This window comes from Luteimonas sp. A501, assembly GCF_054052085.1.
Window position 1 is genome coordinate 1 of record NZ_JBSVRI010000007.1, and the last position, 16,313, is coordinate 16,313.

At 65.5% G+C, this 16,313-nt stretch carries 12 protein-coding genes and 1 tRNA gene; all 13 read left to right on the top strand.

The window, feature by feature from the left end:
* Positions 1–195: 195 nt before the first annotated feature.
* A tRNA-Trp gene (locus ACW7G5_RS14330) sits at positions 196–271 on the top strand.
* A gap of 24 nt (positions 272–295) precedes the next feature.
* Positions 296–679, top strand: coding sequence for a preprotein translocase subunit SecE (gene secE / locus ACW7G5_RS14335; RefSeq protein ID WP_457005630.1), 384 nt, complete (start codon positions 296–298; stop codon positions 677–679).
* Positions 680–711: 32 nt separating this feature from the next.
* Positions 712–1,269: a transcription termination/antitermination protein NusG gene (gene nusG / locus ACW7G5_RS14340; RefSeq protein WP_449280113.1), complete on the top strand. Its 558-nt coding sequence runs from the start codon at positions 712–714 to the stop codon at positions 1,267–1,269.
* Positions 1,270–1,447: 178 nt separating this feature from the next.
* Entirely contained in the window at positions 1,448–1,876 is a 429-nt protein-coding gene (gene rplK / locus ACW7G5_RS14345) for a 50S ribosomal protein L11 (protein ID WP_457005631.1), read from the top strand.
* Positions 1,877–1,880: 4 nt separating this feature from the next.
* Complete coding sequence (gene rplA, locus ACW7G5_RS14350) at positions 1,881–2,579, top strand: 50S ribosomal protein L1 (RefSeq protein ID WP_457005633.1); 699 nt, start codon at positions 1,881–1,883, stop codon at positions 2,577–2,579.
* Between the two features lie 349 nt (positions 2,580–2,928).
* Positions 2,929–3,453, top strand: a complete 525-nt coding sequence (gene rplJ / locus ACW7G5_RS14355; protein WP_457005644.1) for a 50S ribosomal protein L10 — start codon at positions 2,929–2,931, stop codon at positions 3,451–3,453.
* A gap of 65 nt (positions 3,454–3,518) precedes the next feature.
* Complete coding sequence (gene rplL / locus ACW7G5_RS14360; RefSeq protein WP_457005635.1) at positions 3,519–3,890, top strand: 50S ribosomal protein L7/L12; 372 nt, start codon at positions 3,519–3,521, stop codon at positions 3,888–3,890.
* Between the two features lie 228 nt (positions 3,891–4,118).
* A complete protein-coding gene (rpoB, locus tag ACW7G5_RS14365) occupies positions 4,119–8,276 on the top strand; it encodes a DNA-directed RNA polymerase subunit beta (RefSeq protein WP_457005637.1) in 4,158 nt (1,385 codons plus the stop codon).
* Positions 8,277–8,365: 89 nt separating this feature from the next.
* Complete coding sequence (rpoC, locus tag ACW7G5_RS14370) at positions 8,366–12,610, top strand: DNA-directed RNA polymerase subunit beta' (protein ID WP_457005639.1); 4,245 nt, start codon at positions 8,366–8,368, stop codon at positions 12,608–12,610.
* A gap of 353 nt (positions 12,611–12,963) precedes the next feature.
* Complete coding sequence (gene rpsL, locus ACW7G5_RS14375) at positions 12,964–13,338, top strand: 30S ribosomal protein S12 (RefSeq protein WP_343255887.1); 375 nt, start codon at positions 12,964–12,966, stop codon at positions 13,336–13,338.
* 102 nt (positions 13,339–13,440) lie between these two features.
* The gene (gene rpsG / locus ACW7G5_RS14380) at positions 13,441–13,908 is read left to right on the top strand and encodes a 30S ribosomal protein S7 (protein ID WP_343279940.1); all 468 of its coding nucleotides are present in this window, start codon (positions 13,441–13,443) and stop codon (positions 13,906–13,908) included.
* Positions 13,909–14,039: 131 nt separating this feature from the next.
* Positions 14,040–16,130 carry an elongation factor G gene (fusA, locus tag ACW7G5_RS14385; RefSeq protein WP_457005642.1) on the top strand — a complete coding sequence of 697 codons (2,091 nt, stop codon included), beginning with the start codon at positions 14,040–14,042 and terminating at the stop codon, positions 16,128–16,130.
* Between the two features lie 52 nt (positions 16,131–16,182).
* Positions 16,183–16,313: GTP-binding protein (locus tag ACW7G5_RS14390; protein ID WP_049472324.1), on the top strand; the 131-nt coding region annotated here is incomplete at its 3' end.

A 16,313-nucleotide genomic window follows, 5' to 3' on the forward strand; every position in this document is an offset into this window, starting at 1 on the left:
GCCAAGATCATCAAGTAAAGAGTCATATCCCGGCGGCCGTTGGCCGCCGCGATATGTGCTGACGTTGATCCGGCCTGCCAGCAGGCCGGATAACGCCAGCGGCCATCGGCTCACGCCGACGGCCTGTGGTAAACGCCGGGGCGAGTCGGGAGCGGCTCGCCGTTGGCGTCTAAGAGGTGCCAAATTTTTTTGTACACGCCAGTAGCTCAATTGGCAGAGCAGCGGTCTCCAAAACCGCAGGTTGGGGGTTCGAGTCCCTCCTGGCGTGCCATGCCGCAACGAAGGCGATAGCGACTTGAACAGCAGGGTCCAACACACGCAGAGCCAGACTTCGGCGGCCGACATTGCCAAGTACGTGGCTGCATCCCTCCTGCTGCTTGGCGGGCTGGTCGCGTTCTACTGGTTCGACGGCCAATGGCCGACGCCCCTGCGCGTGCTGGCCGTTGTTGCTGGCGTTGCCGCCGCGCTGGTGGTCTTCCTGACCAGCGCCAAGGGCCGCCAGACCCGCGGATTCCTTTCCGAGGCCCGTTTCGAGCTGCGCAAGGTGGTTTGGCCGACGCGCCAGGAAGCGATGCGCATGAGCTGGGTCGTGATGCTGGTCGTCGTGATCATCAGCCTGCTGCTGGCCGGCTTCGACCTGGTCATCCAGTGGGTCATCCGCCTGCTGCTCGGCAACTGATGGAGATGTCTGAGTCGATGGAAAGCGAGATCATCAAGCGCTGGTACGTGGTTCATGCCTATTCCGGCTTCGAGAAGTCGGTGGCCCAAGCGCTGCGTGACCGCATCGTGCGCATGGAGATGGACGAGAAGTTCGGCGACGTCATGGTGCCGACCGAGGAAATCATCGAAATGCGCTCCGGCCAGAAGCGCCGTTCCGAGCGCAAGTTCTTCCCGGGTTATGTCCTGGTGCAGATCGCCACCCACGACGAGGGCGGGATTCCCCGCATCGACAGCGAAAGCTGGCACCTGGTCAAGGAAACCCCCAAGGTCATGGGCTTCATCGGCGGTACCGCCGCCCAGCCGCTGCCGATCCGGGACGAAGAGGCCGATGCCATCCTCGCCCGCGTCCAGGAAGGCGTGGAAAAGCCGCGTCCGAAGGTCCTGTTCGAAGCCGGCCAGATGGTCCGCGTCATCGACGGCCCCTTCAACGATTTCAACGGCGTGGTCGAGGAAGTCAATTACGAGAAGAGCCGCCTGCGCGTTGCCGTGCTCATCTTCGGCCGCTCGACCCCGGTCGAGCTGGAATTCGGGCAGGTCGAGAAGGCCTGATCCCGGCCGCTTGGCCGGGCGCCCCGGAGCTGCTATAGTTGGCGGCTTCCTGCCCGGAAATCGGGCAAATCGCAATGGCCGCCGCCCTGGCGGCCTTTGCGCGTGACGACGCGATACCGGGACGCGTGATTCCCGGCCCGATGGGGAGCCTGACAGGCGTTCGCACCCGGAGAGGACAATGGCAAAGAAAGTCATCGGTTACATCAAGCTGCAGGTCAAGGCCGGCCAGGCGAATCCGTCGCCGCCGGTGGGTCCTGCCCTCGGCCAGCGCGGCCTGAACATCATGGAGTTCTGCAAGGCGTTCAACGCCGCCACGCAGAAGCTCGAGCCGGGTCTTCCGACCCCGGTCATCATCACCGCGTACTCGGACCGCACCTTCACCTTCATCACCAAGTCGACCCCGGCTGCGGTGCTGCTGAAGAAGGCTGCCAACGTCCAGTCCGGTTCCAAGCGTCCGAACACCGAAAAGGTGGGCAAGGTCACGCGCGCCCAGATCGAAGAGATCGCGAAGATGAAGGAAGCCGACCTGACGGCGGCCGACCTCGAAGCAGCAGTTCGCACCATCGAGGGCTCCGCCCGTTCGATGGGCCTGTCGGTGGAGGGCTGAGGACATGGCATTGACCAAGCGACAGAAGAGCAGCCAGGCCGCGGTCGTCCCGGGCAAGGCCTACGCCATTGACGACGCGCTGGCGATCGTCAAGGACAACAGCAAGGCCAAGTTCGTCGAAGCCGTCGACGTGGCCGTGCGCCTGGGCGTCGATGCCCGCAAGTCGGACCAGCAGGTGCGCGGCTCGACCGTGCTGCCGCAGGGCACCGGCAAGTCGGTGCGCGTGGCGGTGTTCGCCCCGGCCGGCGCCAAGGCCGAAGAGGCCCTGGCCGCTGGCGCCGACATCGTCGGCATGGACGATCTGGCCGAGAAGATGCAGGCCGGCGACCTGAGCTACGACGTGGTGATCGCTACCCCGGACGCCATGCGCGTCGTCGGCAAGCTCGGCACGCTGCTGGGCCCGCGTGGCCTGATGCCGAACCCGAAGGTTGGCACCGTGTCGGCGAACCCGGGCGAGGCGGTCAAGAACGCCAAGGGCGGGCAGGTCCGCTACCGCACCGACAAGGCCGGCATCATCCACTGCACCATCGGCAAGGCCGACTTCGAGTCGGGCCGCCTGAAGGAAAACCTCGAGGCGCTGCTGATCGATCTGGTGAAGGCCAAGCCGGCCACCGCCAAGGGCCAGTACCTGCAGAAGATCTCGGTCAGTTCGACCATGGGCCCCGGCGTTGCCGTGGACCAGTCGACGCTGACGTTGAAGTAATCAGCAAGTTTTGAGGGCGTCGCCGAAGGCATGAAGCCGGAGGCGGGGCCGTCAAAGACCGCAGGCGCGGCCTGTGTGGCAACGACGACGGGCAGGGATGCTCGAACTGGCATGGATTCGCCGTCGTTGCTTCCGCAGGGCGCTTAATCCTCGAACCGCGCGAGCGGCGACGGGCCTGCGCAGATGGTTGCCGACCCTCCAGAAGATCATTGCTCCATCGATCCAAACGGAAAACGGCCACCACCGGGATGTCGCTTGCGGCGTCCCCGGCACCAAGGGACTGGTGCTGCCAAAGGACCAGCCCGGCGTGGACACGCCAGGCTGGATTGCGAAGTACGGAGGAAGTGCAATGGCTCTCAATCTGAACCAGAAGAAGGAAGTCGTTGCCGAACTGGCCGAGGTCGCCGCTACGGCGCACTCGCTGGTTGCCGCGGAGTACGTGGGCCTGACCGTCGAGCAGTTGACCAGCATGCGAAAGAAGGCGCGCGCCGAAGGCGTGTACCTGAAAGTCGCGAAGAACACGCTGGTCTCGCGTGCAGTCGAGGACACCGATTACGCCATCGTCAAGGATGAGCTGACCGGTCCCCTGCTGTATGCATTCTCGAAAGAAGACCCCGGCGCCGCCGGACGCCTGATCAAGGAGTTCGCCAAGGCGAACGACAAGCTGAAGCCGCGCCTCGTTGCGATCGGCGGGAAGAAGTACCCGGGCTCCCATGTGGATGTCCTGGCTTCGCTCCCGACCCGCGACGAAGCGCTGTCGATGCTGCTCAGCGTCATGGTCCAGCCCGCCACCATGCTGGTGCGCGTGCTGGCAGAGCCGGCCTCGCAGGTCGCCCGCGTCACGAGCGCGATTGGCCAGCAGAAGGCGGCTTGAGGCAACAGTTCGGTCGACAACCGACCACAGACGTTTTCCAACATTAGATAACCAGAGGTATCGAGATGTCCCTTTCCAACGAAGAGATCATCGAAGCGATCAGCAGCAAGACCCTCATCGAGGTGATGGAGCTGGTCAAGGCGATGGAAGAGAAGTTCGGCGTGTCCGCCGCCGCCCCGGTCGCCATGGCTGCCGGTCCGGCCGCCGCTGCCGCCCCGGTCGAAGAGCAGACCGAGTTCGACGTGATCCTGAAGTCGCCCGGCGACAAGAAGGTCGAGGTCATCAAGGTGGTCCGCGCGATCACCGGCCTGGGCCTGAAGGAAGCCAAGGACCTGACCGAAGCTGGTGGCACGGTCAAGGAAGGCGCTTCGAAGGAAGAAGCCGAGAAGGTCAAGAAGGACCTGGAAACGGCCGGCGCCACGGTCGAAGTCAAGTAAGCGTTGTCGCGTCGCCAGCGTGATCGGCGACCACCGGGGCTGGGGGCGTAAGCCCCCGGCCTTCGGCCGTTGAAGCGGCCGGATAGAACCGACACCGAGTCGGCAGTTGGAAGTGGCGGGAGAAGGCGTGCTGGTGCCGGCAATACCAGCGACTTCCAACTGGCGGTTCATTGTTCCCCCTGGGTCGCGCAGCGCGCGGCCCGCAGATGCCAAAGGCGGTAGCCCACCATGACGACGTCATATTCGTTCACCGAGAAGAAGCGCATCCGCAAGGACTTCGGCAAGCGCCGTTCGATCCTCGAAGTGCCGTTCCTGCTTGCCATCCAGGTCGACTCGTACCGCGAGTTCCTGCAGGCCGACAAGGACCCGGCGCGCCGCGACGACCGTGGCCTGCATGCCGCGCTCAAGTCCGTGTTCCCCATCACCAGCTACAACGGCTACGCAGCGCTGGAGTACGTCGGCTACAAGCTCGGCGACCCGGTGTTCGACGAGCGCGAGTGCCGCAATCGCGGCCTCAGCTACGGCGCACCGCTGCGCGTGACCGTGCGCCTGGTGATCTACGACCGCGAATCGTCGTCGAAGACCATCAAGTACGTGAAGGAGCAGGAGGTCTACATGGGCGAGATCCCGCTCATGACCGGCAACGGCACCTTCATCGTCAACGGCACCGAGCGCGTCATCGTGTCCCAGCTGCACCGCTCGCCGGGCGTGTTCTTCGACCACGACCGCGGCAAGAGCCACAGCTCGGGCAAGCTGCTGTACAGCGCCCGCATCATCCCGTACCGCGGTTCCTGGCTCGACTTCGAGTTCGATCCCAAGGACGCCCTGTTCACCCGCATCGACCGCCGCCGCAAGCTGCCGGTCAGCGTGCTGCTGCGCGCGCTGGGCTACAACAACGAAGAAATGCTCAACGAGTTCTTCGAGATCAACCATTTCCACATCGATCCCGAGGAAGGCGTGCAGCTGGCGCTGGTGCCCGAGCGCCTGCGCGGCGAGACCCTGGACTTCGACCTGGCCGATGGCGACCGCGTGATCGTCGAGGCGGGCAAGCGCATCACCGCGCGCCACGTCAAGCAGCTGGTCGATTCGGGCATCGAGGCCCTGGCTGTTCCGGACGTGTACCTGGTCGGCCGCATCCTGTCGCACGACGTCGTCGACGCCGCCACCGGCGAGCTCGTGGCTTCCGCCAATGACGAGATCACCGAGGAGATGCTGGAGGCGCTGCGCAAGGCCGGCATAGACCACGTCGGCACGATCTGGGTCAACGACCTGGATCGCGGCCCCTACCTGTCCAACACCCTGCGCATCGATCCCACCAAGACCCAGCTCGAGGCCCTGGTCGAGATCTACCGCATGATGCGTCCCGGCGAGCCGCCGACCAAGGATGCCGCGCAGAACCTGTTCCACAACCTGTTCTTCACCTTCGAGCGCTACGACCTCTCGGCCGTGGGCCGGATGAAGTTCAACCGCCGCATCGGCCGCAAGGAAACCACCGGCGCGCCGGTGCTGTACGACGCGCGCTACTTCGCCGAACGCAAGGACGATGACTCCGCGCGCCTGCGCGAAGCCAACGGCGACAGCTCCGACATCCTCGACGTGCTGAAGGTGCTGACCGAGATCCGCAACGGCCGCGGCGTGGTCGACGACATCGACCACCTCGGCAACCGTCGCGTGCGCTCGGTCGGTGAAATGGCCGAGAACGTGTTCCGCGTGGGCCTGGTCCGCGTCGAGCGCGCGGTGCGCGAGCGCCTGACCATGGCCGAGACCGATGGCCTGACCCCGCAGGAGCTCATCAACGCCAAGCCGGTCGCGGCGGCGGTGAAGGAGTTCTTCGGTTCGTCGCAGCTGTCGCAGTTCATGGACCAGAACAACCCGCTGTCCGAGGTCACCCACAAGCGCCGCGTGTCGGCACTTGGCCCGGGCGGCCTGACCCGCGAACGCGCCGGCTTCGAAGTGCGCGACGTGCACCCGACCCACTACGGCCGCGTCTGCACCATCGAGACCCCTGAAGGTCCGAACATCGGCCTGATCAACTCGCTGGCCGTGTTCGCGCGCACCAACCACTACGGCTTCCTCGAGACGCCGTACCGCAAGGTCGTGGACGGCAAGGTCACCGACGAGGTCGAGTTCCTCTCGGCGATCGAGGAGAACGAGTACGTCATCGCCCAGGTGAACGCGCCGCAGGATGCGAAGGGCAAGCTTGACGCACCCTTCATCGCCTGCCGTTTCCAGGGTGAGAACCTCCTCAAGCCGCCGAGCGAGATCCATTACATGGACGTCTCGCCGATGCAGACCGTATCGGTCGCGGCGGCGCTGGTCCCGTTCCTCGAGCATGACGATGCCAACCGCGCGCTGATGGGCGCGAACATGCAGCGCCAGGCCGTGCCGACGCTGAGGAGCGAAAAGCCGCTGGTGGGCACCGGCATCGAGCGCGCCGTGGCGCGTGACTCCGGCGTGACGGTGAACGCGAACCGGGGCGGCGTGGTCGAGCAGATCGACGCCGGCCGCATCGTGGTCAAGATCAACGAGGACGAGATTTCCGGCGAGACCGATGCCGGCGTCGACATCTACAACCTGATCAAGTACACGCGCTCCAACCAGAACACCTGCATCAACCAGACCCCGCTGGTCAGCGTGGGCGACGTGGTCGCGCGCGGCGACGTGCTGGCCGACGGTCCTTCGACCGACATCGGCGAGCTGGCCCTGGGCCAGAACATGCTGGTCGCGTTCATGCCGTGGAACGGCTACAACTTCGAGGACTCGATCCTCCTGTCCGAGCGCGTCGTCAAGGAAGACCGCTACACCACGATCCACATCGAAGAGCTCACCGCCGTCGCCCGCGACACCAAGCTCGGGCCGGAAGAGATCTCCGCCGACATCCCGAACGTCTCCGAGCAGGCGCTGAACCGCCTCGACGAGTCCGGCGTGGTGTACATCGGTGCCGAGGTGCGCGCAGGCGACATCCTGGTGGGCAAGGTCACGCCGAAGGGCGAGAGCCAGCTGACCCCGGAAGAGAAGCTGCTGCGCGCGATCTTCGGCGAGAAGGCGTCCGACGTTAAGGACAGCTCGCTGCGCGTGCCCCCGGGCATGGACGGCACGGTCATCGACGTGCAGGTCTTCACCCGCGACGGCATCGAGAAGGACAAGCGCGCCAAGCAGATCGAAGAGTCCGAGATCAAGCGCGTCAAGAAGGACTTCGACGACCAGTTCCGCATCCTCGAGGGCGCGATCTACAGCCGCCTGCGCGAGCAGCTGCTGGGCAAGGTCGCCAACGGTGGCCCCGGCGTGAAGAAGGGCGACACCGTGTCTTCGCTGGTGCTTGACGGCGTCAAGAAGTCCGACTGGCTGCAGCTGCGCATGAAGGACGACGACGCAGCCGATGCGATCGAGCGCGCGCAGAAGCAGCTCCAGGTCCACGAGGCGGAGTTCGAGCGCCGCTTCCAGGACAAGCGCGGCAAGATCACCCAGGGCGACGACCTCGCCCCGGGCGTGCTGAAGATGGTCAAGGTGTACCTGGCGGTCAAGCGCCGCATCCAGCCGGGCGACAAGATGGCCGGCCGCCATGGCAACAAGGGCGTGGTCTCGACCATCGTTCCCGTGCAGGACATGCCGCACATGGCCAACGGCGAGACCGTCGACATCGTGCTCAACCCGCTGGGCGTGCCGAGCCGCATGAACATCGGCCAGATCCTCGAGGTGCACCTGGGCTGGGCGGCAAAGGGCCTGGGCCAGAAGATCGACCGCATGCTGCAGGCGCAGGCCAAGATCGCCGACCTGCGGAAATTCCTCGACCAGATCTACAACCACGACGACAAGCTGCATGGGCAGCGCGTCGACCTCAAGCAGTTCTCCGACGAGGAGCTGCTGGTGCTGGCGAAGAACCTGACCGGCGGCGTGCCGATGGCGACCCCGGTGTTCGACGGCGCGGCGGAGGCCGAGATCAAGCACATGCTTGAACTCGCCGACCTGCCGATCAGCGGCCAGGCGCAGCTGTACGACGGCCGCACCGGCGATGCGTTCGAGCGCAAGGTGACCGTGGGCTACATGCACATGCTGAAGCTCAACCACCTGGTCGACGACAAGATGCACGCGCGTTCGACCGGCCCGTACTCGCTCGTCACCCAGCAGCCGCTGGGCGGCAAGGCGCAGTTCGGCGGCCAGCGCTTCGGTGAGATGGAAGTCTGGGCGCTGGAAGCCTACGGCGCGGCCTACACCCTGCAGGAAATGCTGACGGTGAAGTCCGACGACGTGCAGGGCCGCAACCAGATGTACAAGAACATCGTCGACGGCGAACACGAGATGGTCGCGGGCATGCCCGAGTCCTTCAACGTGCTGGTCAAGGAAATCCGTTCGCTCGCGATCAACATGGAGCTGGAAGAGAACTGAGGACGCAGCCCGGGGCAGGGCGCGCATGACGCGCCCGCCTCCGGTAAGCACCGCAGCCACGTCCTCGATTTCCGTTCCCGGAGAAACTCATGAAAGACCTTCTGAACCTGTTCAACCAGCAGCGCCCGGCGCTGGACTTCGACGCGATCAAGATCGCGCTCGCCTCCCCGGACCTGATCCGCTCGTGGTCCTTCGGCGAAGTGAAGAAGCCCGAGACCATCAACTACCGCACCTTCAAGCCCGAGCGGGACGGCCTGTTCTGCGCCGCCATCTTCGGGCCGGTGAAGGACTACGAGTGCCTGTGCGGCAAGTACAAGCGCATGAAGCACCGCGGCGTGGTCTGCGAAAAGTGCGGCACCGAGGTCACCCTGGCCAAGGTGCGCCGCGAGCGCATGGGCCACATCGACCTGGCCAGCCCGACCGCGCACATCTGGTTCCTCAAGTCGCTGCCGTCGCGCATCGGCCTGATGCTGGACATGACCCTGCGTGACATCGAGCGCATCCTGTACTTCGAAGCGTTCGTCGTCACCGAGCCGGGCCTGACGCCGATGGAGCGTGGCCAGCTGCTCAACGAAGAGCAGTACATGCAGATGCGCCAGGAGCACCAGGACGACTTCGACGCCGCCATGGGCGCCGAGGCCGTGTTCGACCTGCTGCGCACGATCGACCTGCAGGCCGAGCTGGTCCGCCTGAAGGAAGACATCGCCGCCACCGGTTCGGAGACCAAGCTCAAGCGCCTCACCAAGCGCATCAAGCTGGTCGAAGCCTTCCTCGAGTCGGGCAACCGCCCCGAGTGGATGGTCATGACCGTGCTGCCGGTGCTGCCGCCGGACCTGCGCCCGCTCGTCCCCCTGGACGGTGGCCGCTTCGCGACCTCCGACCTGAACGACCTCTACCGCCGCGTCATCAACCGCAACAACCGCCTGCGCCGCCTGCTCGAACTCAACGCGCCCGACATCATCGTGCGCAACGAGAAGCGCATGCTGCAGGAATCGGTTGACGCGCTGATGGACAACGGCCGCCGTGGCCGCGCCATCACCGGCACCAACAAGCGCCCGCTCAAGTCGCTGGCCGACATGATCAAGGGCAAGCAGGGCCGCTTCCGCCAGAACCTGCTCGGCAAGCGCGTCGACTACTCGGGCCGTTCGGTCATCGTGGTCGGCCCGACCCTGCGCCTGCACGAGTGCGGCCTGCCGAAGAAGATGGCGCTGGAGCTGTTCAAGCCCTTCATCTTCGCCAAGCTGCAGCGCCGTGGCCTGGCCACGACGATCAAGGCCGCGAAGAAGCTGGTCGAGCGCGAAGAGGCCGAGGTCTGGGACATCCTCGAAGAGGTGATCCGCGAGCACCCGGTGCTGCTCAACCGTGCGCCGACCCTGCATCGCCTCGGCATCCAGGCGTTCGAGCCGGTGCTGATCGAGGGCAAGGCCATCCAGCTGCACCCGCTGGTCTGCACAGCGTTCAACGCCGACTTCGACGGTGACCAGATGGCCGTGCACGTCCCGCTGAGCCTCGAGGCCCAGCTGGAAGCGCGTGCGCTGATGATGTCGTCCAACAACATCCTGTCGCCGGCCAACGGCGAGCCGATCATCGTGCCGTCGCAGGACGTGGTGCTGGGCCTGTACTACATGACCCGCGCGCTCGAGAACACCCCGGGCGAAGGCATGGCGTTCGCCAACGTCTCCGAGGTCAAGCGCGCCTATGACAACAAGGCCGCCGGCCTCCACGCCAAGGTCAAGGTGCGCATCACCGAGACCGTGGCCGACGAGGAAGGCAACCGCGAGAAGAAGACCTCGATCGTGGACACCACGGTCGGGCGCGCCCTGCTGGCCGAGATCCTGCCCGACGGCCTGCCGTTCGCGCTGGCCAACACCGAGCTGACCAAGAAGAACATCAGCCGCCTGATCAACAGCTGCTACCGCATGCTGGGCCTGAAGGACACGGTCGTGTTCGCCGACAAGCTGATGTACACCGGCTTCGCGTACGCCACGCGCGCCGGCGTCTCGATCGGCATCGACGACATGATCATCCCCGACGAGAAGAAGGGCATCCTGGCCGAAGCCGAGACCGAGGTGCTGGAGATCCAGCAGCAGTACCAGTCGGGCCTGGTCACCGCCGGCGAGCGCTACAACAAGGTGGTCGACATCTGGTCGCGCACCAACGAACGCGTCGCCCAGGCGATGATGAAGACCATCGGCACCGAGATCGTGACCAACGCCAAGGGCGAGAAGATCGAGCAGAAGTCGATGAACTCGGTCTTCATCATGGCCGACTCCGGCGCGCGTGGTTCGCAGGCGCAGATCCGCCAGCTGGCCGGCATGCGCGGGCTGATGGCCAAGCCCGACGGCTCGATCATCGAGACCCCGATCACCTCGAACTTCCGCGAGGGCCTGAACGTCCAGCAGTACTTCATCTCGACCCACGGTGCCCGAAAGGGCCTGGCGGATACCGCGCTGAAGACCGCGAACTCCGGCTACCTGACCCGTCGTCTGGTCGACGTGGCCCAGGACGTGGTGATCACCGAGACCGATTGCGGCACCCTCGACAGCCTGACCATGACTCCGATCGTGGAAGGCGGCGACGTGGTCGAGCCGCTGAAGGATCGCGTGCTGGGCCGTATCGTGGCCGAGGACGTGTTCCTGCCCGGCGACGACGAGGATCCGATCGTGACCCGCAACACCCTGCTCGACGAAGCCTGGGTGCAGAAGCTCGAGGACGCCGGCGTGCAGACCATCCAGGTCCGCTCGACGATCACCTGCGAGTCGTCCTTCGGCGTGTGCGCGCACTGCTACGGCCGTGACCTCGGCCGTGGCCACCTGGTGAACCTCGGCGAAGCCGTGGGCGTGGTGGCCGCGCAGTCGATCGGCGAGCCCGGCACCCAGCTGACGATGCGCACGTTCCACATCGGTGGCGCGGCCTCGCGTGCGGCGGCGATCGACAACGTGACCGTCAAGACCACCGGCTCGGTGAAGTTCAACAACGTCAAGTCGATTTCGCACTCCGCCGGCCACCTGGTGGGCGTGTCGCGCTCGGGCGAGATCTCGGTGCTCGACCAGCACGGTCGCGAGCGCGAGCGCTACAAGCTGCCCTACGGCGCGACCATCAACGCGAAGGACGGCATGGCGGTGAAGACCGGCCAGACCATCGCGACCTGGGACCCCCACAATCACCCGATCGTGTCGGAAGTGAAGGGCGTGATGCGCTTCGTCGACTTCATCGACGGCGTGACCGTGATCGAGAAAACCGACGACCTGACCGGCCTGGCCTCGCGCGAGATCACCGATCCCAAGCGTCGCGGTTCGCAGGGCAAGGACCTCCGCCCGACCATCCGGATCGTCGACGCCAAGACCGGCGAAGGCCTCAACATCCCGGGCACGGACCTGCCGGCGCAGTACATGCTGCCGCCGCGCTCGATCGTCAACATGCAGGACGGCGCCGAGGTCGGCGTCGGCGACGTGGTCGCGAAGATCCCGCAGGAAGCGTCGAAGACCCGCGACATCACCGGTGGTCTGCCGCGCGTGGCCGACCTGTTCGAGGCGCGCAAGCCCAAGGACCCGGCGATCCTCGCCGAGAAGTCGGGCGTGGTCAGCTTCGGCAAGGACACCAAGGGCAAGCAGCGCCTGATCATCAAGGGCGTGGATGGCGACGATCACGAAGAGCTGATCCCGAAGTACCGCCAGATCATCGTGTTCGAAGGCGAGCACGTCGAGAAGGGCGAGACTGTGGTGGACGGCGAGCCGAGCCCGCAGGACATCCTGCGCCTGAAGGGCGTCGAGGAACTTGCGTCGTACCTGACCAAGGAAATCCAGGACGTCTATCGCCTGCAGGGCGTGAAGATCAACGACAAGCACATCGAGGTGATCGTCCGCCAGATGCTGCGCAAGGTCGAGGTCACCGACGCTGGCGACAGCACCCGTTTCCTCAACGGCGAGCAGGCCGAGCGCCAGCGCGTCATCGAGGCCAACGAGAAGCACAACGCCAAGGGCGAGCTGCCGGTGCACTACGACCCGGTGCTGCTGGGCATCACCAAGGCCTCGCTTGCGACCGAGTCGTTCATCTCGGCCGCGTCCTTCCAGGAAACCACCCGCGTACTGACCGAGGCCGCCGTCCGCGGCACCCGTGACAGCCTGCGCGGCCTGAAGGAGAACGTCATCGTCGGCCGCCTGATTCCTGCGGGCACCGGCATGGCGTACCATGCACAGCGTCGCAAGAACGCCTCGGGGCTGACTGAGTCCGAGATGGAGACCCTGTCCGGGGTCGCCGTGGCCGACGAGGTCGTGGTCCAGGATGCACCTGTCGAGAACGCCGCCGCCGCAGGCGAGGGCGCGGAAGACTGATACACCGTTAGTGACGGCCCCCAAGGGGGCCGTCCCAGATCCCGAAATGAGGTGCCATGGAGGCGCTTCGTGTTCGGCCCAGGAAGGGCGGGAAAGAAGACTGCGGCCTTGGCCGCGTCCCGGTTGACGGGGCGCCGCCTGCCGCGTCCTTGCATGCGTTGACGCTGGCCGTCGGCGCAAGCTATACTTTTCCGTCTCGGCAGGCCGGGTTGAATCCGCCTGCCTTCGTTTTTCGCGTACGGAACCTGGACCGTGCGGCCGGCGGATCCCTTCGGGGAGCGCTACCAGAGCCGGGCCCAGGCCCGCCACACACCACCGCGGGCCGCGTGCCCGGAGCAGAAGACCCGACACTGATGGCAACGATCAACCAGCTTGTGCGCAAGCCGCGCAGCCCGGAAACCTACCAGAGCAACTCGCCTGCGCTGCAGAACTGCCCGCAGCGTCGCGGCGTGTGCACGCGTGTGTACACGACCACCCCGAAGAAGCCGAACTCGGCCCTGCGCAAGGTCGCCAAGGTGCGCCTGACCAATGGCTACGAGGTCATCTCCTACATCGGTGGCGAAGGCCACAACCTGCAGGAGCACTCGGTGGTGCTGATCCGCGGCGGTCGCGTCAAGGACCTGCCCGGCGTGCGCTACCACACCGTCCGCGGCTCGCTCGACGCCGCCGGCGTTGCGAAGCGCAGGCAGGCCCGTTCCAAGTACGGCGCCAAGCGTCCGAAGGCTTGAGTGTCCCGGGCGTCCTGCCCGGGAGGGTTTTCGCGAGGCGGGTAATGTCCCGCCATCCGGAACAAACGGCGGGCCAGTGCCCGCCCTACAGAGAATCGAACAATGTCGCGTAAAGGAAATACCCCGCAGCGCTCGGTGCTGCCCGACCCGAAGCACGGTAGCGAAACCATCGCCCGCTTCATCAACATGGTGATGTACAGCGGCAAGAAGTCGGTCGCCGAGAAGATCGTGTACGGCGCCATGGACGTGATTGGCGAGAAGAACCCCAATCCGCTCGAGGTCGTCGAGAAGGCCCTCGGCAACATTTCGCCGACGGTCGAGGTCAAGTCGCGTCGCGTCGGCGGTGCCACCTACCAGGTGCCGGTCGAAGTGCGCGCTTCGCGCCGCATGGCGCTGGCGATGCGCTGGCTGATCGACTCCGCCCGCAAGCGCGGCGAGAACAGCATGCCGCGCAAGCTGGCCGCCGAGCTGATCGACGCCTCCGAGAGCCGCGGTGGCGCGGTGAAGAAGCGCGAGGAAACCCATCGCATGGCCGAGGCCAACAAGGCGTTCGCGCACTACCGCTGGTAATGGCGCGCGGCCGGGACGCTTCGCGTGCCGGCCAAGTGATCGCGTAACCGGGTGCCGCCGCAGGGCGGCATTCGGCCTTTCGAACCAATTCGCACGTCCGCAGCCTGTGGACCAAATACAGAGAGATCGCCGTGGCCCGCACCACTCCCATCGACCGCTATCGCAACTTCGGCATCATGGCCCACATCGATGCCGGCAAGACCACCACGTCCGAGCGCATCCTGTTCTACACCGGTGTCAGCCACAAGCTGGGTGAAGTGCACGACGGTGCCGCCACCATGGACTGGATGGAGCAGGAGCAGGAGCGCGGCATCACGATCCAGTCGGCGGCCACGACCGCGTTCTGGTCGGGCATGGACAAGTCCCTGCCGCAGCATCGCTTCAACATCATCGACACCCCCGGGCACGTCGACTTCACGATCGAAGTCGAGCGCAGCCTTCGCGTGCTCGACGGTGCCGTGTTCGTGCTGTGCGCGGTCGGCGGCGTGCAGCCGCAGTCCGAGACCGTGTGGCGCCAGGCGAACAAGTACCAGGTGCCGCGCATGGCGTTCGTCAACAAGATGGACCGCACCGGTGCCAACTTCGACAAGGTCGTCGGCCAGCTGAAGTCGCGCCTGGGCGCGAGCCCGGTGCCGATGCAGGTGCCGATCGGTGCCGAGGACGGTTTCGAGGGCGTCATCGACCTGCTGAAGATGAAGGCGATCCGCTGGGATTCCGCCTCGCAGGGCATGGTGTTCGAAGTCAGCGAAATCCCCGCCGAGCTGGCCGACAAGGCCGCCGAGGCGCGCGCGTTCATGGTCGAGTCCGCGGCCGAGGCCAATGAAGAGCTGATGGACAAGTACCTGGAGGGCGGCGAGCTCTCCATCGAAGAGATCATCGGCGGCCTGCGCGAGCGTGTCATCAAGGTCGAGATCGTGCCGGTGTTCTGCGGCACGGCGTTCAAGAACAAGGGCGTCCAGGCGATGCTCGACGGCGTGATCCAGCTGCTGCCGTCGCCGATCGACCGTCCGGCGGTGCAGGGCCTGAACGAGAGCGAAGAGATCGAGACCCGTCCCGCCGACGACAAGGCTCCCTTCTCGGCGCTGGCGTTCAAGATCATCACCGACCCGTTCGTCGGCTCGCTGACGTTCTTCCGCGTGTACTCGGGCGTTCTCAACGCCGGCGACCAGGTCTACAACCCGATCAAGTCGCGCAAGGAGCGCATCGGCCGCCTGCTGCAGATGCATTCCAACGATCGCGCCGAGATCAAGGAAGTCCGCGCCGGGGACATCGCCGCGGCCGTGGGCATGAAGGACGTCGCGACCGGCGACACGCTTTGCGCGCAGGACGCGATCATCACCCTGGAGCGCATGGTGTTCCCGGAGCCGGTGATCTCGATGGCGGTGGAGCCCAAGACCAAGTCCGACCAGGAAAAAATGGGCGTCGCGCTCGGTCGCCTCGCGCAGGAAGATCCTTCCTTCCGCGTGCGCACCGACGAAGAGTCCGGCCAGACCATCATCGCCGGCATGGGCGAGCTGCACCTGGATATCCTGGTTGACCGCATGAGGCGCGAGTTCAACGTCGAAGCCAACGTCGGCAAGCCGCAGGTCGCCTACCGCGAGACCATCCGCAAGACGGTCAAGTCGGAAGGCAAGTTCGTGCGCCAGTCCGGCGGCAAGGGCCAGTTCGGCCACGTGTGGCTGGAGATCTCGCCGCAGGAAGCGGGCAAGGGCTACGAGTTCGAGAACGCGATCGTCGGCGGCGTGGTGCCCAAGGATTACATCCCGGCCGTCGACAAGGGCATCCAGGAAGCGATGGCCAACGGCATCCTTGCCGGCTATCCGATCGTCGACATCAAGGTGAAGCTGTACGACGGCTCCTACCACGAGGTCGACTCCTCGGAAATGGCGTTCAAGATCGCCGGTTCCATGGGCTTCAAGGAAGGCTTCAATCGTGCCTCGCCGGTCCTGCTCGAGCCGATCATGAAGGTCGAGATCGTCAGCCCCGAGGATTACCTGGGTGACGTGATGGGTGACGTCAGTCGCCGTCGCGGCATCCTCCAGGGCCAGGACGACAGCCCGTCGGGCAAGATCATCAACGCGATGATCCCGCTGGGCGAGATGTTCGGCTATGCCACCACCCTGCGCTCGATGTCGCAGGGCCGCGCGACCTTCACCATGGAGTTCGACCATTACGCGGACGCGCCGGCGAACATCGCCGACGAAGTGGTGAAGAAGAAGTAAGCGGCGCCGGAAACGGCAACCAAGTCAACCAACTTTCGAAGAGACTGCAATCATGGCGAAGGGTAAGTTCGAGCGCACCAAGCCCCACGTGAACGTGGGCACGATCGGTCACGTGGACCACGGCAAGACGACGCTGACGGCGGCGCTGACGAAGATCGGCGCGGAACGTTTCGGCGGCGAGTT